17 protein-coding genes and 2 pseudogenes are annotated in these 20,471 nt (G+C 60.9%); 12 read left to right on the forward strand and 7 right to left on the reverse strand.

Translation table 11 applies throughout. From position 1 onward, the window contains the following. Positions 1–76: 76 nt before the first annotated feature. The 3 genes from LB568_RS05600 to LB568_RS05610 all read left to right on the forward strand — a co-directional run bounded on the left by LB568_RS05600 (position 77) and on the right by LB568_RS05610 (position 1,055). Complete coding sequence (locus tag LB568_RS05600) at positions 77–283, forward strand: hypothetical protein (RefSeq protein ID WP_224729540.1); 207 nt, start codon at positions 77–79, stop codon at positions 281–283. A 42-nt stretch (positions 284–325) separates the two neighbouring features. Beyond that, positions 326–796, forward strand: a complete 471-nt coding sequence (locus LB568_RS05605) for a YbhB/YbcL family Raf kinase inhibitor-like protein (RefSeq protein WP_224729541.1) — start codon at positions 326–328, stop codon at positions 794–796. A 97-nt stretch (positions 797–893) separates the two neighbouring features. Beyond that, a complete protein-coding gene (locus tag LB568_RS05610; protein WP_181176904.1) occupies positions 894–1,055 on the forward strand; it encodes a hypothetical protein in 162 nt (53 codons plus the stop codon). Between the two features lie 60 nt (positions 1,056–1,115). On the opposite strand, the gene LB568_RS05615 is transcribed toward LB568_RS05610, so the two are convergent. Beyond that, positions 1,116–1,544, reverse strand: a complete 429-nt coding sequence (locus tag LB568_RS05615) for a hypothetical protein (RefSeq protein ID WP_224729542.1) — start codon at positions 1,542–1,544, stop codon at positions 1,116–1,118. 227 nt (positions 1,545–1,771) lie between these two features. Here LB568_RS05615 and LB568_RS05620 point away from each other — a divergent pair, with 227 nt between their 5' ends. From LB568_RS05620 to fabG, 5 genes are all read left to right on the forward strand, one after another. Continuing rightward, a complete protein-coding gene (locus LB568_RS05620; RefSeq protein WP_224729543.1) occupies positions 1,772–4,042 on the forward strand; it encodes a propanediol/glycerol family dehydratase large subunit in 2,271 nt (756 codons plus the stop codon). Continuing rightward, positions 4,039–4,458, forward strand: a complete 420-nt coding sequence (locus LB568_RS05625; protein ID WP_140576834.1) for a diol dehydratase small subunit — start codon at positions 4,039–4,041, stop codon at positions 4,456–4,458. Before LB568_RS05620 ends, LB568_RS05625 begins: the two co-directional genes overlap by 4 nt. Before the next feature lie 9 nt (positions 4,459–4,467). Next, on the forward strand, positions 4,468–5,166 hold the full coding sequence (locus LB568_RS05630; protein ID WP_224729544.1) for a cysteine hydrolase family protein: 699 nt from the start codon (positions 4,468–4,470) through the stop codon (positions 5,164–5,166). A 97-nt stretch (positions 5,167–5,263) separates the two neighbouring features. After that, positions 5,264–6,790 (forward strand): APC family permease, encoded by a 1,527-nt coding sequence (locus LB568_RS05635; RefSeq protein ID WP_224729545.1) that lies wholly within the window; start codon positions 5,264–5,266, stop codon positions 6,788–6,790. A gap of 81 nt (positions 6,791–6,871) precedes the next feature. After that, on the forward strand, positions 6,872–7,636 hold the full coding sequence (gene fabG / locus LB568_RS05640) for a 3-oxoacyl-ACP reductase FabG (protein ID WP_224729546.1): 765 nt from the start codon (positions 6,872–6,874) through the stop codon (positions 7,634–7,636). Positions 7,637–7,718: 82 nt separating this feature from the next. Here fabG and LB568_RS05645 read toward each other — a convergent pair whose 3' ends face one another. Both LB568_RS05645 and LB568_RS05650 read right to left on the reverse strand, forming a co-directional pair. Next, entirely contained in the window at positions 7,719–8,729 is a 1,011-nt protein-coding gene (locus LB568_RS05645; protein ID WP_224729547.1) for a phosphotransferase enzyme family protein, read from the reverse strand. Between the two features lie 117 nt (positions 8,730–8,846). Continuing rightward, positions 8,847–10,130: an aspartate aminotransferase family protein gene (locus LB568_RS05650; RefSeq protein WP_224729548.1), complete on the reverse strand. Its 1,284-nt coding sequence runs from the start codon at positions 10,128–10,130 to the stop codon at positions 8,847–8,849. Between the two features lie 100 nt (positions 10,131–10,230). On the opposite strand from LB568_RS05650, the gene LB568_RS05655 reads away from it, so the two are divergent. Both LB568_RS05655 and LB568_RS05660 read left to right on the forward strand, forming a co-directional pair. Next, positions 10,231–10,992 carry an SDR family NAD(P)-dependent oxidoreductase gene (locus tag LB568_RS05655; protein WP_224729713.1) on the forward strand — a complete coding sequence of 254 codons (762 nt, stop codon included), beginning with the start codon at positions 10,231–10,233 and terminating at the stop codon, positions 10,990–10,992. Between the two features lie 487 nt (positions 10,993–11,479). Beyond that, positions 11,480–11,860, forward strand: coding sequence for a hypothetical protein (locus LB568_RS05660; RefSeq protein WP_013894127.1), 381 nt, complete (start codon positions 11,480–11,482; stop codon positions 11,858–11,860). Here LB568_RS05660 and LB568_RS05665 read toward each other — a convergent pair. Beyond that, positions 11,841–12,757: pseudogene (locus LB568_RS05665) on the reverse strand (NADP-dependent oxidoreductase). The gene LB568_RS05660 and the pseudogene LB568_RS05665 overlap by 20 nt on opposite strands. Positions 12,758–13,626: 869 nt before the next feature. Continuing rightward, positions 13,627–15,030: a hypothetical protein gene (locus LB568_RS05670; RefSeq protein ID WP_412033900.1), complete on the reverse strand. Its 1,404-nt coding sequence runs from the start codon at positions 15,028–15,030 to the stop codon at positions 13,627–13,629. A 94-nt stretch (positions 15,031–15,124) separates the two neighbouring features. Between LB568_RS05670 and LB568_RS05675 the strand changes: the two are divergent. After that, positions 15,125–15,384: pseudogene (locus LB568_RS05675) on the forward strand (ABC transporter ATP-binding protein); the annotation flags it as partial. A 328-nt stretch (positions 15,385–15,712) separates the two neighbouring features. Beyond that, positions 15,713–15,928: a hypothetical protein gene (locus LB568_RS05680; protein WP_013894124.1), complete on the forward strand. Its 216-nt coding sequence runs from the start codon at positions 15,713–15,715 to the stop codon at positions 15,926–15,928. Positions 15,929–17,667: 1,739 nt separating this feature from the next. Here the strand turns inward: LB568_RS05680 and LB568_RS05685 are convergent. Together LB568_RS05685 and LB568_RS05690 are read right to left on the reverse strand one after the other, a co-directional pair. Further along, positions 17,668–18,192 (reverse strand): hypothetical protein, encoded by a 525-nt coding sequence (locus tag LB568_RS05685; RefSeq protein ID WP_013894123.1) that lies wholly within the window; start codon positions 18,190–18,192, stop codon positions 17,668–17,670. Between the two features lie 670 nt (positions 18,193–18,862). Further along, positions 18,863–20,383 (reverse strand): phosphomannomutase/phosphoglucomutase, encoded by a 1,521-nt coding sequence (locus tag LB568_RS05690; protein WP_224729550.1) that lies wholly within the window; start codon positions 20,381–20,383, stop codon positions 18,863–18,865. Between the last annotated feature and the right edge of the window lie 88 nt (positions 20,384–20,471).

Raw genomic sequence — 20,471 nt, forward strand, 5'->3', positions numbered from 1 at the left:
AACCCATGAAAGAGGCCGGAACAATTCATCCGGCTTGCGGTTTTGAAACCGAAAGCCTCTTCGAAGGAGTTTTCTGATGACCGGAACCAAGCATCCAAAGTGGAAGAAACCGAGCGATGCCGACCTGGCGAACAACCCTGGTATCGGCACCTCGAAGGGAACGATCAAGGAAGGCGAAGAGTTCGAGCTTGAAGGCGAGAACACGGTTGAAGGCGACGTCGAAAACGACACCAGTGCCGCCGGCGGGATCAACCCGAGACAGAAGATGCGGACCAACAAATAGCGTGCCGATGCACGCGATCAACTGTCGCCGTAGGAGTGAACCATGCCCCTCACACTCAGCAGTACCGCCTTTGCGGAAGGCCGACAGATTCCCGAAAAATACACCCGGGACGGCAAGAACCTGTCTCCGCCGCTGAAGTGGGGTGGTGTGCCGGCCAAGACGAAGAGCCTCGTTCTCGTCGTCCAGGATCCTGATGCCCCAAGCGGCATGTTCGGCCATTGGGCAGTGTTCAATATCTCCCCGGACACCCGCGAACTTCCCGAGGCGGAAAGCGGCAAGCCGGGCCCGCAGGCCCTCAGGCAAGCCACGAACGATTTCGGCAACGCCTATTATGATGGCCCTCAACCACCCGTCGGGCATGGCGTCCATCACTACCATTTCCGGCTGGCTGCGCTCGACACGCCGAGCCTTGCCATCCCGGCGAGCGCGGGCGTCGAACGGATCTGGCACGAGGCGCAAAAACACGCGCTTGAGCAAGCCGAACTTGTCGGAACATACGAACGCAGCCGGTAGTTCGAGCGCATGTCAAACGAATCCCATCGCGTCACCCATGTCGTCATGAGCGGAACGGTTCTTCTCCTTGCCGATTGTCTGGGAAAGGAGATGTGCCATGTTTGAAAGCGTCATGTGGTTGCTTGTCGTCGCCGGTGGGCCATTGTTGCTGCTCATATTGATGGCCTATGTTATTGCGACGCGTCGCCGTCCTGGCCCCGCCGAACGCAGGGAAAGCGACCGGGCGACCGACCGGCTGTATCATGAGGACAAGGGTTGATCCGCGTCGGGTGACGAAGACCTTATATCGTCTCAACCAGGCGACGATCCTCGCCTCCGGTCAGCGCATTATCCTCTGCCTCAACCAAGTAAAGAACCTGCCGCTAATCGCTGAGCGGACCCTGCTGGCGGCCCAACGCGCTTTCATGGTTGAGCCGACGTGGCAATCGCAGACGATGTCGTGCAGCTGCCAGTCGTTCAGCTCGAAAAAGCGCTTTGCCTCACCATACGTATCGTCTTTCAAACCCGACGCGCGCAGCACCGGATCTTCGAAGGCAACCGAAATTGCCGATCCCTCGCCCCGCATCGCTGCACGTGCTCCAGGGTGAAGATGTTCGGTGCCTGCAAACGCGCCAAGGCATCGCTCGGGATTACGCTCCAGCAGTTCAGCCCAGCGCTCTATGCGCTGATTTCGTGTCATTGCGGAATATGCAGCCGAGGATTCAATCTTGGCGACGGCATGCAGTTGGTCGAGTGTCTGATGTTTCATGGCCGACTCCTATAGAGAGTGAACAGCCCACGCCTTCAGGAGAATTATCGCGCTGTGATGCCTCGACAAGAGCGGAAGATCGAAGCGGTCGGGATCGTCAATGGCCAGAAAGCGTTCAATGGCGCGGGTCGATAGCATCGCCCAGGGGGTCCAGGGCTGTTCGATCCGGGCCATTGTGCGACGAGCGGGCATTCAATAGTCTTTCCGTTGGGGCAAGGAACACATGCATGACGCCGAAACTGAACCGTTGGAAGCGCTTCGCCGACTGGGACGAGCGGCCGTTGCGGCTGGACAAGTTCGCGGCGGAAGACCCTGCCAATGGCTTCTCCGCCTTCTTCAGCCCGGCCGATCCCAAACCCGGCATCGGCATCCAGGGCGGGCGCGTCGTGTCCCTCGATGGCGTGCTCGAGCACGACTACGACATGATCGACCGCTTCATAGCCCGCCATCACATCGACCCGGAGGTGGCGTCTGAAGCGATGGCGCTGGACTCGGCGACCGTCGCACGCTGGCTGGTCGACATGAACGTGCCGCGCGAAACGCTGGTGCGGCTCGCGCATGGCATGACACCCGCCAAACTCGCCGAGGTCGTGTCGCAGCTCAACGCGTTGGAGATCGCCTTCGCCTATTCGAAGATGCGGGCACGCAAGACGCCGGGTAACCAGGCGCATGTGACCAACGCCAAGGACGACCCGCTGCAGCTCGCCGCCGATGCCGCAACCGCCGTCGCATTCGGTTTCGACGAGATCGAGACTACGATGCGCGTGTCGCGCAACGCCTGGTCCAACGCGGTGGCGTGTGCGGTGGGCGGCGCCGTCGGCCGCTGGGGAACGCTGTTCCAATGCTCCAGCGAGGAGGCGGAGGAGTTGCGCATCGCCATGGCCGGCTTCACGTCCTATGCCGAAACCGTTTCCGTCTACGGCACCGAAAAATCGTTCACCGATGGCGACGACACGCCGTGGTCCAAGGCATTTCTCGCCGCCGCCTATGCATCGCGCGGCGTGAAGATGCGCTGCACGTCGGGTGCCGGCTCGGAATTGCTGATGGGCTTCCACGAGGCAAAATCACTGCTTTACCTGGAGGCGCGCTGTCTCTGCCTGCAGCGCGGCATGGGAGTGCAGGGTACGCAAAATGGCGGCATCGACGGGGCGCCTTTGACCGCCACCATACCTGGTGGCGTCCGCGAGCTGATGGCTGAGAACCTCATCGCCGTCTGGCTCGATCTCGAATGCGCATCCGGCAATGACGCGCGCTCCACCGAATCGGAAATTCGCGTCGGCGCCAAGATCCTTCCCTACCTGATTGCCGGCTCGGACCTGATCTGCTCGGGGATGGGATCGATCCTGAAATACGACAATTCATTCAACCCGTCGTTGATCAACGGCGAGGAGTTGGAAGACTATCTGGTGCTGCAGCGCGATTTCGAGGCCGATGGCGGATTGACGCCACTGCCCGAGTCACGCGCGATCGAGCTGCGCGAACGGGCGGTGGAGGCGATCGCCGCCGTGTTCGAGGAACTCGGCCTGTCGGCGCCGACCGAGGATATGAAGACCAGTGTGGTCTACGCCTCCGGCTCCGACGATACGCGCAGCCTGATGCCGCGCGACGTGAGCTTCATCAGCGAGGCCATCAAGGAGCGCGGCGTCACCGTGATCGATGTGGTCAAGGTGCTGGCCAACCGGGGTTTCCGCGAAGAGGCCGAGAACCTGCTGAACGTGGTGAAGCTGCGCCTTTCCGGCGACTATCTCCAGACCTCGGCCATGATCCGCAATGGGCGCATCGTCAGCGCGGTCAACGACCCGAACGACTATCTCGGTCCAGGCTCCGGCTATCGCGTGTCTGAAGAACGGCGGCTGCAGCTCAACGACATTCGCGATGTGCTGGACCAGAAGGAAGTGTTGCGCTCGGAAGCGCTGCACGAGAAAGACGAGGCGAGACATATCCGCTATCGCAACGTTGGGCCGGCGGCCAACGGATCGGCGAAGGACGACGTGGTCATCGGCATCAGCCCGGCCTTCGGACTGAAGCTCTACCGGACGACGGCCGGGCATCGGCTTTCCGAGGTCCTTGGCGCCATGCTGGATGCAATTCGCGGGCGCGGGCTCAAGGCGCGCGTCGTTCGCTTCCGCCACACTGCCGATACCTCCTTCCTCGGCCTGTCCGCCGCTCGGCTTGCCGGCAGCGGCATCGGCATCGGCATCCAGGCCAAGGGCACGGCGGTCATCCATCAGCGCGACCGCCAGCCGCACAACAACCTCGAACTGTTTTCCAATGCGCCGATCACCAGGCTCGAACATTATCGCGCGTTGGGTGCCAACGCGGCGGCCTATGCACTGGGCGAAATGCCGGAGCCCATCGTCGTGCCGCAGCGGGGCGAGGCCATGGGTTCGCGCTACCACGCCCGTGTCGCCCTCATCTATGCCATCGAAACCGGGCTGACCGAGGCTGGTGCGGCTCCCGAAGAGGTCGATGTCACGCTGATGGGAGCGAAATCATGACCCATACCCGCGCCGACTATCCACTTGCCGAAACACAGCCCGGAGAGGTGACCGGCAAACACGGCAAGGCGCTTTCACAGATAACGCTGGATGCGGTGCTTGCCGGCGAGGTGACGATGGAAGACCTTCGCATCACGCCGCAAGCGCTGCAGGCCCAAGCCGATGTGGCGCGCGATGTCGGACGGCCGACACTGGCCCTCAACTTCGAGCGCGGGGCGGAGCTCGTCGAGGTGCCGCAGGATTTTATCATGCAGGTATACGAACTGCTGCGCCCCGGCCGTGCCAGGTCCAAGGAAGAATTGCTCGAGGCCGCCGCGACGATGCGCGATACCTACCATGCCGAACGCATCGCCCGTTTCATCGAAGAAGCCGCCGAGACCTATGCGGCGCGCGGCCTTTTCACGTTCCGCTTCTGAAAGGACCGCATGAGCTGGAAAACCGGATTCCGTTCGCTCTACTACCTCGGTGCACCTGAGCCGGATGATCCGGTGCTGGTGCCGGCGCAAACCGCCATCCTGGTCATCGACGTTCAGAACACATACCTGGAACGGCCGGATCGCGCGTCGCTCACGCCAGAAGAACAGCATCGCTACGATCTGTGGACGCCGTTCCACGAGCGCATGCACGGCACGGTCATACCGAACACGGCAAGACTGCTCGATCTGGCACGGCAAAATGGCATTGAATGCCTTTTTGCCCGTATCGCCAGCCACACCAAGGACGGCCGCGACCGTTCGCTCTCCCAGAAAATGCCGGGCTGGAACAATTTGCTGCTGCCAAAGAACGACGCGCCGTCGCAGCTGGTTGCCGAGCTTCAGCCGGTCGGCGACGAAATCGTGGTCACCAAGACCACCGATTCCGCGCTGACAGGAACAAATCTGCGCCTGATCCTGCACAATCTCGGCATCAGGAATGTCATCTGCTGCGGCATCTTCACGGACCAGTGCGTGTCTTCGACGGTGCGCAGCCTGGCGGACGAAAGCTATGCCGTCATCGTGCTCGAAGATTGCTGCGCGGCGGCGACCGAGGAGCTCCATCGCAAGGAGCTCGAAATCATCAACATGATCTACTGCCACGTCATGTCGAGCGGCGAGCTATGCAAAATCATGGCCTTGGCAAAGTGACGCTGCGTCCGTAGTGTCACGCTGCACGCGCAGGCTGGGACACATCGGCCGCTCCGTGCGGGGACCAGACACAGCTGTCACGAATGGAGAGGGCTTCATGGCCATAGAAACTGCACGCGGGACGATCGACGTCTCGAAGAGTAACAGCATCAATCTTTTGCACTCCAAGGCCGTGGGGCTCGCGGGAGTGCTCTTTCTGGCCGTCACCGGCGCGGCGCCAATGTCGGCGATGCTGGGCAATGTGCCGTTCGCGGCAGGTTACGGCATCGGCAAATACACGCCGGCCGCCTTCCTGATGGCGACGATCGTGCTGACCATCTTCTCGGTCGGCTATGCCGCGATGGCATCGCGCGTCTCGTCCGTCGGCGGCTTCTATTCCTTCATCAGCCAGGGGCTCGGCCGCGAGGTCGGCATGTCGGCCGGCTTTGGCTCGCTCGCCTGCTACTCGCTGTTCGAAGCCTCTCTCACTGGTTTGTTTGCATTTTTCGGCAATCTTTGGCTTTCCCAGCACTTCGGCATCAACGTGCCGTGGATCGTGCTCGCGCTCGCCATGATCGTGGTCATCGCGGCGCTTGCCTATCGCGACGTGAAAGTGTCGGCAAGGCTGCTCGGGATCGCACTCATTCTTGAGGTGATTATGCTGGTGATCTTCTCGCTGGGCGTGCTTTTCGCTCATGGCCCGACGAATTTTTCCGGCGATTCACTAAATGTGTTCAAGGTGTTCACGCCTGTCGCCGAGCAGAAAGTCGGTGATGTGGCCATACCCGCTGGCGAGGCCGCCGTCGGTATCTTCATGGCGTTCTGGTCGTGGGTCGGCTTCGAGATGGCGCCGAACTATGCCGAGGAATCCCGTGATCCCAAGCGCATCATTCCACAGTCGCTGTTGATTTCGGTGATTGGCCTTGGCCTGTTCTACACCTTCGTCAGCTGGTGCGCGGTGGCGGCCTATCCCACCGAGGCCGACATGGTGGCCAAGGCCTTCTCCGATGGCGTGAACTTCTTCCTGACGCCGGTTCAGAATTATGTCGGCGGCTGGGGCTACCAGCTGATGTCGCTGCTCATCCTGACCAGTTCCTTCGCTTGCGGCATGGCCTTCCACAACACCGCTTCCCGCTATCTGTACTCGCTGGCGCGCGAAGGCGTCCTGCCGCAGGTGATCGCGGAGACGCATGACCACCACAAGAGCCCGCACAAGGCCTCGGCGCTGCAGTCGGTGCTGGCGGCGATATGGGTACTGCTCTACGGTCTGGCCTACGGCTTCGACGATCCGTCGGGACAGGCGTGGCTTGGCGTCTATACGCTGTTCGCGGTGCTGGGTACCGGACTGCTGCTGGTGCTGCAGGCCGTCGTCTCGCTGGCGATCTACATGTGGTTCAAGAAGAACGGCGGCGGCAGCCTGCTGACCACAGTCATCGCGCCGTTGATCTCGCTGGTTGTCCAGTTGCTCCTCGTCTACACGCTGGTGGCCAATCTCGCGACGCTCGGCGGCACCAATGGCTTCGCCAGGAGCATCCCCTATGTCGGGCTTGCGATCCTTATCGTCGGCCTGATCTGGGGCTTCGTGCTGAAATCCGCCAACCCCAAGGCGTACGGGAACATCGGTCACATGGTGAACGAAGGCTAGAGGCGGACGCCGCCCTGGCATCCTTTTCGGCAACGGGGACGGGCATCACCCTGTCCCCGTCTCATTTTGGAGCTTCAGATCATGACCCAATCTTTGAAGGGTCGGTCCGTCGTTGTCACCGGCGGATCGAAAGGCATCGGCAAGGGCATAGCGCGAGTGTTTGCGCTATCTGGCGCCAAGGTCGCCATCATCGCGCGCCATCTCGACCAGGCCGAAGCAGCTGCCGCCGAGATCGGCCACGGCGCCTTCGGCGTGGTTGGCGATGTCACCTCGCTCGCCAGCATCGAGAGGGCTTTTGCGACAGTGGCCGCGAGAAACGGGGGCATCGACGTGTTGTGCGCCAATGCCGGGATTTTCCCGCAGGCCCGGCTCGAGGAGATGACTTCGGAACAATGGGACGAGGTCGTCGACACCAACCTCAAAGGCACTTTCCACGCGGTCAAGGCGGCGATTGCCTATCTCAAGAAATCCGACCAGGGCCGGGTCGTGCTGACGTCATCGATCACCGGCCCGGTCACCGGTTTTCCCGGCTGGTCGCACTACGGCGCCACCAAGGCCGGACAACTCGGCTTCATGCGCACCGCCTGCATCGAGCTGGCGAAATACGGCATCACCGTCAACGCCGTCATGCCGGGCAACATCATCACCGAGGGCCTTGCCGGCCTGGGCGAGGACTACCAGAAGACCATGGCCGCCTCTGTCCCGCTCAAGCGGCTCGGAACCGTGGAGGACATCGGCTACGCCGCACTCTACTTTGCGTCGAAGGAAGCCGGATACGTGACGGGGCAGACGATCATCGTCGATGGCGGCCAGATCCTGCCGGAGAGCTTGGAGGCCCTGGCATAAAGCTGTTCATCGCGAAATTCCCAACGGAAAGCGCTACGCGCTTTTCCCGGGAGCACCGCTCACACTTTTCCTGGAATTGCTCTCAGGAAAACTTGCTCAGATAGGCCTCGCACAGCCCCTCCGTTCCCTCGGTGTATGGGAAACCCATCGACCTGGCGAGGTCCGTTTCAGCGTGCGAGCCGATCCAGGCAACCAGCAACAGGCGGCGCAGCATCACGAAGGTCGGGATCTCGTCCTCGTCCGCCTTGGGCAGGTCAAGCACGCGGCGATAGCCGGTCGTCCACGATTGGATCAGATCGGCTGCCTGCGGCTCGTGCTCGTAGAAAGAGATGGGCGTAGCGGCGTCGTACATAAACCAGCCGAAGCCGCAGTCGTCGAAGTCGATGACCTTGACCGTCTTGCCGTCGATCAAAAGGTTGGCGAGCCGCAGGTCGCAATGAATGAGGCCGAAGCGGTCTTGGCCCTTGCCGAAGGCATCGAGCCTGCGGCCGATCAGCTCCGCGGCACGGCCAAAGAGTTTGGCTTTCGCGGCGTCGACGCCCATGCCGTCGCGCCAGCGCCCCCAATGGGGTCTTTCCTCACCGAGGCTTGTCTCGAAATCCCACACGTGACGGCTGAACCAGGAAGGGCGCCGCCACTGCCGGGCATGGATGTGCATGCGGGCCGTCACCTCGCCCAGCACCTCGAAGGGCTCGCCAAGCGCCTCGCCTATGCCCGGCTCCGCACCGGTCTCCCATTGCGACAACACGACATTGCGCGGTCGCGCCAATCCGGCATGGCCGACAAGCTGGATTTGGTCGCCGTCCTTGCCCGCGACCGGAACGGGTGTGGGGACGATCCCGGTCTGGCGCAGATCCGTAAGCCAGGCCAGTTCGGATTGGATGGCCGTTCTTGAATGGTAGCCGTCGCGATGGATGCGAAGCGCCCAGCGCCGGCCGTCCCGAGCTGCAATCTTGTAAGTCGCGTTCTCCGACAGGTTGATCATCTCGACGGAGACATCCGCCGGCAAGTCGTAGTTGGCGGTGGCCGCCTCCGCCGTCTCCTGCAGGATGCCGAGTTGCTGGTCGTGAGTGAGCGCATCGAAATCCGTCATTGTCCGTCCTGCCCGATCATTACACCATCGTCCCCTGCCCGACCCTGGGCTATCCCGGCAAGTCCAGTGGCCAGCCCGCACTCGATGCCTGGCAGTTTCAACCAGGTCCGGGGCATGTCAACTCGCCTTGCCTGCCTGATGCAGCAGCTCGCGGGCGCGTGGCATCGCGGCATCGAAACGATCCATGATGTCCCGGCAGGTTTCGGAATCCAGAAGAACGCCGGGCTTCCATTGCAGCACCCGCTTGTCGAGCGACGAGAAAATCGCCCAGACGCCCTGCTCATAGAGTGCACGCGAGACGAACACGGCGCCTTCCGGATGATTGCTGAACTCCAGGCCGAGGATCACGCCTTTCTGGCGCACCCCGGTGAAGATATCGCCGTGACGAGCCTGCATCTCACGCATGGCCTGCGCCATGAACTCGGTCACGGTGCCGACATTGGCCACCAGTTCAGGCCGCTGCAGCATCTCGATGACCTTGTGAGCAACGACACAGCCGAGTTCCGCCCCGCCGGTGGTCGAGATGTGGGCCGCCCCGTCCTCGTTGAGCCAGCCACCGGCCCTGTCGTTCACCAGCGTCGCGCTGATCGGATAGAGGCCGCCGGACAGGCCCTTTGCCGTCACCATGATATCCGGCTGGACGCCATAGGCCTGCCAGCCCCACATGCTGCCGGTCCGCATCAGGCCGGTCTGGACCTCGTCGGCGATGTACATCACGCCATGCTTTTCGCACAGCGCCTTGCAGGCGCCGAGATAGCCGTCCTTCGGCATCGGGAAGCCATAAGTAGCGGGGATCGTCTCCATGATCAGCGCCGCGACGTCTTCGCCCTTCAGCGCCTGCTCCATGGCGTCGATATCGTTGAAGGGAACCTGGATGAACGTCTCCGGCTGGTCGGAAAGAAAGATCTTGGTGAAGCGATCGTCGCCGGTCGCCACCGCGAGTCCCGAATGCCCGTGATAACCCTTGATGATCGACACGATCTTGCGCCGCTTCGTGGCATAGCGAGCGCTCTTGATGGCGATGTCCACCGCCTCCGCGCCGCCTGGCGCGAAGATCGCATATTTCATTCCCGGTGAGACATTGACCAGGGATTCGGCCAGCGCCGTCCGCGCCACGGAGGGGAACCAGTGGTTGCCGATATCGAAATAATCGAGCGCGCTCTTCAACGTCTCGACCAGTTCCGGATTGCGGTGACCGAGATTGTAGGTGCCGCCATTGAGGTGCAGGTCGATCAGGCGGCGGCCCGACATGTCGTAGAGGAAATAGCCTTCCCGCCTGCCGATCACCAGATCGATCCCGGCTTTCTGCCAGAACCTGGTCTTGTCGGGATTCCAGAAACGGATTGCCTTGTCGAAAAAATCCTGCTTCGACTCGAACTTGAAGGGGCCGAAGTCGTACATGCCTGTTTTTCCCCGGAGGTTGGTCGGCGCGCACCCAAGCTTGGGGGCTCGTCCGCCGGATGATGCAGGATTACGGGCCGGGGAGAAAGGGGACCGAAAGATGATCCTGAAGGACAGGACCGCGATCGTCACCGGTGCGGGATCGGGCATCGGCAGGGCGGCAGCGCTGATCATCGCGCGCGAGGGTGCGGTGGTCGGCGTGACGGACCGCAGCGCAGACGGCGCGAACGCGACCGTCGACCAGATTGTTGCTGCTGGTGGCCGGGCGAAAGCGCTTGTGTTCGACCTGACCGACGATCAGGCGCTTGAAGCCGGTTTCCGCGATTTCATCGACACACAAGGCGGGATCGACATCCTGCACAATCACGCCGGCGTACAGGTAGAGGGTGACGTGCTCGGTGTGAGCGTCAAAGGCTTCGACACGTCCTGGACGCTCAACGTGCGGGCTCACTTCCTCGGTGCCCGCATCGTCATGCCCTTCATGAAAAAGGCGGGTCGCGGGGTCATCCTCAACACGTCGTCGAGCTCCGGCGTGCTCTACGACCGCGAGATGATCGCCTATACGACGACCAAGCACGCGGTGATCGCGATGACGAAGCAGATGGCGGGCGACTATGGCCGGTTCGGCATTCGCGTCAACGCGCTTTGCCCCGGTTGGGTCGACACGCCCTTCAATGGCCCCTTCATCGCCCAGATGGGAGGCCGGGAAGCCATCGAAGCCTACATCCGCGAAAAAGTGCCGCTTGGTCGTTGGGCAAGCGTCGAGGAAATCGCGGAGGCAGTGCTGTTTCTTGTATCCGACCGGTCCTCGTACATGACGGGCCAGATTCTGGTTATCGATGGCGGAGAGACGGTGGTCTAGGCGTGGGCTTCAGGAGGTTGTCCAGGCAGCGCTTTCCACACAAAATCAACACGTTAGCAGCTGATTCGCCAGCCCATATCTCTTGCATGATCTCACCTGGGACGGTGGGCCAGCAACCTTCGCGCCAAACCGCCCGATTCCGTCCCAAAAAAGTGGCGACAGGCCAACAAGATGTGGCGATGGGGAGAATGATAATGGTGGTGCTGTCAGTCGGTCGCGAACCAGTCTCTGCCTGAATTTCCCTGTTAGGCGTCGAAAAACAGCGAATTTTCGGCGGTTTTCGGTTTTGGAGCCAATTCCGGCCTGAAATCACAGCGCACTTTCAACGTCTTCGCAGAGAATTCCCTATTCGACCTAACAGGGAAATGGAAATGCCCTAACAGGGATCGACGTGCGCGCCCGAGCCCAGAAATGCACACTACGTGCTTGACTTTGAGAGGCGCAGCGACTGGGTTGTCTCCCTCCGCCAAATCCGCATACAACTAGAATGCAGCACACCTTCACCCGCCAAGAATTGTATGACCTAGTTTGGTCGACCCCCATCCTCACGCTCGCTAAGCGGTTCGACATTTCGGACCGTGGACTGGCGAAGATTTGTGCTCGGTATCAGATCCCCGTCCCAGGCCCGGGCTATTGGGCAAAAATCGAAGCCGGCCAATCTGCGTCAAAAACGCCGCTTTGGAAAATCGATAACCCGACTTTGGAAACCGTCCGCATCGGCGGCTACAAACCGCCAGTGAACCCCTACGTCGCGTTTGCGATCGAGGCCGCGGCCGGCACAGTCGTCGCCATTTCACACAGGAAACCCAAGTTGGGAGGGCAATCGGATTTGACACCGGGGCATGGCCTCACGGCCGAACGCGGATGATCGTCTTCCCCGAATGTCGCTCTTTCGAATTGAAGGTTGCAACGGCATCGTCCAGGGTCGCGACTATGCCAATATTCGTCCGCAATCTTCCGTCCCGCACCCGGTGAACTATCTCGCTTAGCTGGGCGCGATCGGTATCTACGACGAAGTCAATCGCCATACCATTGACGGGCGTTGCACCGGCCGGCCCTATGACGGTCACCAGCGTGCCTCCGGCCCGGATCAGGGCTGCAGACCGTTCTGAATGTCGCCGCCAATGACATCGAACACCAGATCGACGCCGCCGACGTCTTCCAGAGCGTCGTTCTCAAGATCGACGAATTCATTTGCGCCGAAGTCGAGCGCCTTCTGGCGATCTGCCGTGCGTCCGGTGCCGATGACGTAAGCCCCGGCCTCCCTTGCAAGCTGCGTCACCATCGAACCGACGGCACCGGCCGCACCATGCGCAAGCACACTTTGACCCGCCTGAAGGCGACCGTGCTGGAACAGGCCCTGCCACGCGGTCAGGCCGGAGATCGGCAGGCTCGCACCGACGGTGAAGTCGACGTCGCCGGGTAGTGGGGCGAGATTGCGTGCTTCCATGGCGACATGCTCGGCTAGCGTGCCATCGCGATGCCAGTCGGCGAGGCCGAACACGCGCTGGCCGATTGAAAGCCCCGTCGTGCCGTAGCCGAGCGCAGTGACCACGCCGGCCAACTCATGGCCGAGGATCGATGGCGTCCGGTCACGGAAGGCTCGATCGGCCCAGGTCGAAGGCCACTCCAGTTCGGTGTTGACGAATCCCGCTGCATGAACCTGCACGAGGACATCGTTTATTGCCGCCCGCGGCTCGGGCCGCTGCACCAGCTTCATCCCGGCCTCTCCAGCAGCCTGGTCCGTCACTACGATCGCTTTCATGGGAATTGTCTCCTCAGACATTTGTGAGTGGGGGTAATTAGCGGGCGTGGCAGGTCTTTCGAGCTTCACGCTGCGACCGCGCCCTGGAGTGAGCCAGTCGAGCGCCCACCGATCCAGGCCTTTGTCACACTCCGCCCAGCATTCGGATATCGACGTCCTTTCGTTTCGTCTCGTATCGGAACGACCGGGAGTCGGCAGGGCGCCGCTCAACGGATCGACCGCTTTCAGGAAATCGCTGAGGTGACTCGACCGACATCAGGCGCATTGCTGCCATTCGGTTGTAGATAATGCGGTTGGATCAGCTTCTTGAATCAACTTCGGCGAGCCGCCTTATAACCGATTGAGAAACAACGATTATATCAGTCTGTCAGGGTCACCGTTTCTACAGGAAATCAACGCGACCTGCACATTGCGTCATATCGTCGGTCTCGCGTCAGATCGCAGGCATTTTTGTCGGCATACTCGGCCGAATCGCAAACTGCCAACACAGCTTGCAATTTGCGCTTGCTCAAAAAACGTGCATCTGTTTGTCTAGCGTGAAAACTTCGTCCTGAAGGCACATACATTTTGTGCTGCCCATCAAATGCCTGGCATCGTCAGCATTACGGTAATGGATTTCCCCCACGGTCAAGGCGATTGGCGTCGATCATAAGATTGTTGGGGAGAAGCCTCGTCCCACGACTTTGGGGGCAGCTCGTCGTCAGCAAGCGAACCATACTCTGCGCCACTAGGACCGGTTGATGCAAGCGCACCTGACACACAGCTTGCCTGGTTCAGTGGCTCTTATGACCGAGCACTTCGGCTGAGCGTTAGTTCCCGCCGCGATTTGGCAATTTCAGGAAACCGATGACCGGTTTCCGGGCGTTGCGCTACCCAGCATTAGCGCGCATCTGACGTCGAGATGTGCGCCTCGCGCGCGGCGCAGCTTCGACGATATGTCCATTTGTGGGCAACACAGCGTCTTTGCGCGATCTCGCGTCGGTCACTCGGTGCAACCGCTCGTAGGGCAGCAATTCCTTAATGCGCGCGTCAAGAGTCACGATTTCGGCGCGCAGATCTTCGCATTCCTGCCTCTGGATATCGAGCTGTATCTGGTCTGAAGCCAGTTGCAATGAGAGCTCCGATAGGTTGGTGCTGACCGCCGACAGGTTTTTCTTGTCGCCTTCGCTCTCAATTTTGAGAGCGACAAGCCTTTCCTCCGCGATCCGGCGCTCGGTCGCGAAATCGTTAGCCTGGGTTCTGAGCAGAGTGATCTCGGCGGAGGTTTCGCTGCTGTCGCTGGATGCCTTCTCCAGCCTCGATCGCAACTCCTCTATCTCGGAACGCAGCCCGCGCATCTCCGCGTGGGCGCGCGCCCGTTCGGCAGCGCTGTCGCTTTCCACGATGCGGGCCGCCTCGGTTGCCTCGGCAAGCTGGGCATGCGTGGTCTCCAGTGACTTCTGCAGCCGGGCTCCTTCCTTCTCGTGCCTGCCGAGTTGGCCCAACAGCTCGGCTATGTGCGCGGTTTCGTTGGCGTGAGTTGCCGCGAACTCGTCCAGTTTATGCCGAGCCTCGGTCTCCCGCTTTTGCGCCTGCTCGAGCTCGATCGAAAGGCCGACCTGCTTTTCGCGCAGCAGCTTGTTCTCGCTTGCGCGTCTGTCGACCTCGACGGTTTTGACGGTCAGAGCCTTGACGATCTCGCCGAACTGCGTTTCGCGCCTTGCACTCTCATTGCCCATTTCCACGAGCTCGAGCCGTGCCTTCGCAAGCGCTGTACGCAGCGACTCGCGGTCCTGGACTATGCCGGCCTCGCGCTGTTGCCAGACCTCGGCTGCACGGTCGAGTTCGCGCAGCTTGCGGGCGGTGTCGAGCAATTGTTCCGACAAGGTCTTGTGTTCCGTCGTCAAAGCGACATTGGCCAGTTCCAACTCATTGGCCCTTAGGGTGTCGCGATACAGGACGTTCAGAACCTCGCGCGTCATGCGATGCGCGGTGGCTATCTCGGCCAATCTGGTTTCGATCTCTTCCAAGTGGCCTTGCCCGTCCCGGAAAAGGCCGGCGACGGCCTCCAGGGCAGCAAGCCGGGTCTGTGTGTGCGGCGTCAACCTCACGGACGGCGCGTCGCTTTCGCCTTCAGCAGGGCCAGTGTCCTCGTTTGCCGGCACTTCCGCATCTTCGGAACCCTGCCCATTGGTCGAAAGGCAGTCCTCGATTGCTTCCGCCAGATCCGATTGGAATTCCTGAAATTCCTTGTCTACGTTCTCGGCCCGCTTGATTAGAGATTTGAAACTCACCACGACACACCCCTTATGCTCACCTTAGGCTGGCCTCCGGGCACACTTAACGAATTGCTAATGTATCGCATCACCTTCCATTCCGAAAGAGGTGGCTGCCATGGCCGATCCCGCCGACCGGATGGACGAGATCAGCGAGAAGTATGGCGAGGCGCAGCACCGGTTCGAGGAGCTCGACGGCAATGGGTTGGATGGCAGGGGGCGCGAGGTGCTCGGCGGGCTCGGCTTTTCAACGTCGGCAAACTGCCCTGGGGCTAGCAGATGCGCGTAGCGCTGGCGCGTTTTCTTCTCGTCCGGCCCGACGTCATGCTGCACGACGACCCGTCCAGCCGTCTCCACCTCGAAAGCCTCCTGCAGCGGTGGTGTTCCTGAGAGCGGAAGACGCCGGGTACGTCAACGCCGGCACCCTGCTGGCGGTTGACAGCGGCAACAGGCTTCAGGAGCGCAAGGGCCGAATCTGAAATGAGCGGTCGTTCCAAGAGCAGCCGTTTGGATTGCTGGCGCCGGCAATGTAGCCGATCGCATCGCCAGGGCCGTGGCCTTGGTCGTCAGAACGGTCCGCCAGTGCGGCGCGCCCGGATACGCGTGTTCGTTCAAAATGGGATGTGTTTCATTTGTATTAGAACAGGAGCATAAATGACTTGTTGCGGCATCTACGCGCAATTTTCAAGGGGAAACAAACATGCAGAATCAAACATCATTTCAACTCGCATTTTTCGCTTCTATATCGTTCTTTGTCACCGACGTCGCATTGGCGAAAGATGCTACCAAGACACCCTGTAGGGCCGATGCGCTGAGAGTATGCCACATGGCCAATGAGATTAAGGCGCAAGGCTGCCTTAAACAGCACCTCAGCGAAATCACTCCGGCTTGTAAGGCCTTTCTCACCAAGAAATGAAACCGCACAGTCAGTTGCCGGCTGTGCTCCGGCAACTGGCGCCACTGCCGCTGGGAAATGGCTCGCTCGCCATTTCCCAGCGGCCAAGGTCCGTATCGGAAATGCGACGCCCTCCCTGCCAGGGCTGGGCGTCCGAAGACGTCCAAATTAGCGCCGGCGCGCTCCATGCTTCTGGGGCCTGACGATACTTCCAGGCGTATGGCAGGCCACTTCGTAGCGCAGTTTCGCGACGGCGACTCCCCATTCCGGTCGCTCGGCCAAACCGCCCTGGGGCGCGAGCAGAGGCTGCAAAAGCTTGGTCAGCGTGCTCTTTCCTTTGGTCCGAACAGCGCGAACGTGAACTCGTGCTCGGCGCTGCGCAATATTAAGCCGCGGACCAATGCAACGCGGCAGATAAGCGTGTGCATACGTAGGGGAATGGCCGGTGCGGTTGGGCGCTTGGGAGCGAGCCACACCGGCCACTGCGGGAATGGTTGGGATGCTCCCCGCGCTGTTTAAATTAAAAGCATATTAGCGATCCCGCAATTATCCTTATGGCTGTCCGAGCCGTGGGAGCATGGATGACCAGCTCGACCCTAATCCGACATAAACGGCCTCCAGCCCGTTTGTCCCAAAGCGATCGCTTGCTATCGCCATCAGAATATCCTTGCATGTCGCAAATATTGTCGCGCCAGTAGCGGATGCCGGATTGGTGAATGCCCGAGGTCGCCGCGCATGCCGATGACCCACACCAGTAAAGACGAAAGCGGCCCGACGCTCCTCGGCAAACCAGCGATCCTCCAATAACCTGGCGTCCTGATCGATGTTGCAAAAGAAAACCCGCGACAGTGAAGCCGACGGGTTGTCTTCCCTCGAATGTGCGCCCCTTTCCCGGATGGTCCGCCTGACCCAGGAACCCTGCACCCGACCAACTTAGTCAACGCACGCCGTCAGCGCTGTAGTATTGCGGCAACAGAACGGAGGATCACAGCGTGGAACGTTTCCCAACCGGATAGATCGAAGCGCTGCCCACCACCAGCGCTTCTCGAGTGCGCGATCTGCGTCAGAGCGGAGCCTGATCATCACATCAACTCATGTTCGCCCACCCGTCGCGCGGTGTCGGTTGGCATGTCCAAGCGGTCCATATGCGCCTTAGGGAGGAAGCCCAGCACGACTCGCCCACCTGGCTTGAGAACGCGTGCTAGCTCCGCTGATCCAGATCCAAGGGTTTGCCAGAAGTACACTGTGTGGTCGCTGTGCAGAGTCCTGTTCATGCAGTTGTTAGGGCAATCCTAAAGTCCGGCAAAGCGCCGGATAAGCGATGGATCCAGGTTAGAGACTCCACCGGCGGAAAGGCCAGTGCATTTTGTCGGTGCCGCTGCAGGTCGGTTTCGAGCTTTTGTTCGGGCCGGTGAACCGGCAGTGGCAGACTCACCGGGTGTCGGTCAATCTTACGTCGGGCGGGGCCGCAAGCGCCGGAAATCCGAACCGGCGAGCAGCCGAAGCCAGCCGACACCGCACCCTCGATAGCCGTCAAGCCGAACATGAAAACCAAACCGATCAAGCCGCAGGTGCAATCGTGCCGCTCAACAAAGGACACTTCAGAGGTACGTTTGCATCCTCGACTCAACAGGCGCGCGGACGGTCTGGGATGGCGAGACGGAGATGCCTGCCTCGCTAGAGGCAGCTTGCCTGCCGAAATTCCGTCTTGCTGCTCGATGGGAAGCCGTCCCATGATTCAGAACGCTACATCGCGCTTCTCATACATTCCGACGCGCTGTTGCGTCATCTCGCAGGTTATGCATTGCAGCGCGAAATTCTGCCATCGCATCTGTCTGGCGTGACAGCATCGCGATCCGCCGTTCGTAGCTCAAGATCAGATTTGTCAGCCTGCTAAGTTGCAACGAACGATCTGGCGACACAGAACGGTTTTCAATCGCCTCGTCAAGGAAGGCGGCGTTGGTGACACTGCTTCTATAGCGATTTACGAGATTTTCTTTCTCGGCATCCAACTCGGCAGCAAACTTGTCGAAGATCATTGCCAGAAAATCGAACCGCGCGATCCCCGCAGGTCGACTACGCGATGGATGTCTGGATATGAAGCTGAGTATCGACATCCCACCAATCTCGCTATGGCCTGGATCCTCACTGGCGGCAGCGCGGGTTTTTTGTGAGCGCCCCATCGCGGACTGCTTCCCTACGCCGAACATGGCTGCGTTGGTCTTGTCGCGAATGCCTGCGTGCCACACAACGCAAATCTGGTTGCCGAAAATCGCATCGGCCATGATGCCCTCGCCCCGCCCGGTAGGCAATTAGTCCTTCCGAATAGCAACCACGATCACAAATAGGTAGGTTGGTTGTCCCCTCAGCCGCTCAGGCCCGGCTGCTGGCGGGGGGTCCTTGGCGACAGGATAGGCAGCCGGGCCGAGCCGGGCGCTAGGGCTCCGGCGTGCCAATCTGTCCCGTGGAGCAATCATGTGCAAGGCGTCTCTCAGGAGAGAAAACTATCCCTTGAGATGGCTTCTGGAGGTGTACTACAGCATATGGAGTACTGGAGGTTTGCTGACTGGGCTCAATGGTGGCGTTGCTGATCCTTGCATGCCATCCCAAGGGAGATGTTGAGCGAAAGGTGGCCGGGCAAGTCAAGTAGACAGACCGACTGACTTCGCCGCAACGTGACGCCAGCGCAGGCATCGCCGTCGATAGGTCCCATCTCTGTCGTCTCGCGGGGGTGGCAAGCCCGAACCGCCGGCCGGCCAATTGGATGCTTCGTCGCGACGGACGCCACAGAAAATCCCTGCGAATTATCGGCTGCCGGCCGACTAGCCGGGCTACATCTCGTCGTGTCGTACCAGGCAGGTGGGCGCCAGTTGGTTTGAACCATCAGCCTCGCACAGGCTTCACGTCTTTGACCCAATCCATGTCTGCCTCAGACCAAATGGCAAAACCCGCCTCTCAAAAGGTCTGGTTGTAGGCGCCGACTTCGGGGCTGCGGCGCAGCACGGCGTCGACGGCCTCGAACATCTGCCGGCGACGCTGCGACGACACCGGGCTTTCGACGACCACGACGAGCTCAGGCTTGTTCGAAGACGCCCGCACCAGTCCCCAGGTGCCGTCCTCGGCGACGACACGCACGCCGTTGACGGTGATCAGGTCCGATATCTTCTGGCCGGCGAAAGTAGCGCCGTCGCGCATCATCGCCTGAAAGTCGGAGACCACCCGCTCGACCACGCCATACTTCACGTCGTCCGCGCAGTGCGGCGACATGGTCGGCGTACCGAAGGTCAGTGGCAGCGCACGGTAGAGGTCGGCCATCGAGCTGTCCGGGTTGCGATCGAGCATCTGGCAGATGGCGATGGCCGTGACCAGCCCATCGTCATAGCCGCGCCCGATCGGCGGGTTGAAGAAGAAATGCCCCGATTTCTCGAACCCGGCGACGGCGCCGAGTTCGGCGACACGCCGCTTGATGTAGGAGTGGCCGGTCTTCCAGTAGTCGGTGACGGCGCCATTGGCCTTAAGCACGCTGTCGGTGTTGAACAGCCCGGTCGACTTGACGTCGACCACGAAGGTCGAACCCGGGTGCTGGCCGGAGATGTCGCGCGCGAGCATCACGCCGACCTTGTCGGCAAAAATCTCGTTGCCTTCATTGTCGACGACGCCGCAGCGGTCGCCGTCGCCGTCAAAACCCAGCCCGACATCGGCGCCGGTCTCCAAAACCTTGTCCCTTATGGCATGCAGCATCTGCATGTCTTCGGGATTGGGGTTGTAGCGCGGGAAGGTGTGGTCGAGTTCGGTATCGAGCGGGATCACCTCGCAGCCGATGCGCTGCAACGCTTCCGGGGCAAAGGCGCCGGCGGTGCCGCTGCCGCAGGCGGCGACCACTTTCAGCTTTCGCGCGATACGCTTGTCCCTGGTCAGGTCGTCGAGATAGGTGGCGCGAAAATCGCGGATGAAATCATAGGAACCACCGCCGACAAGGTCGAAATCTCCGGCCTGCACGATCGCCTTCAGCGCGCTCATCTCCTCGGGTCCGAAGGTCAGTGGCCGCGCCGCTCCCATCTTGACGCCGGTCCAGCCATTTTCGTTGTGCGAGGCGGTGACCATGGCCACCGATTGGGTTTCCAGCGCGAACTGGGCGAAATAGGCCATCGGCGACAGCGCCAGGCCGATATCCCTCACCCGTGCGCCAGCGGCCATCAATCCGGACACCAGCGCCAGCTTGATCGACAGCGAATAGGAACGGAAATCATGCCCGGTGACGATGTCGGGGCCGGCGCCGAGACGGCGGATCAGCGTGCCAAGCCCCATGCCGAGCGCCTGGACACCGATCAGGTTGAGTTCCGGCGGCACAGCCGAACCGGGGTGGCCAAACCACCAGCGCGCGTCATATTCGCGGAAACCGGACGGCTTTATCAGCGCCTCGGTTTCGAATTCGAAGCTGTTGGGCAAGGCCTCGCCGACGATCCTGGGGGTCAAGACTGAAAAACTCCAAATGGCTGGAACAGATATCGGTCAAGCAGCGACAATATCACACAAGCCCCAGCTCTTGCTCATTCGTCTGACA

Source organism: Mesorhizobium sp. B263B2A, from assembly GCF_020165775.1.
In the GTDB taxonomy this organism is placed as follows: domain Bacteria; phylum Pseudomonadota; class Alphaproteobacteria; order Rhizobiales; family Rhizobiaceae; genus Mesorhizobium; species Mesorhizobium opportunistum.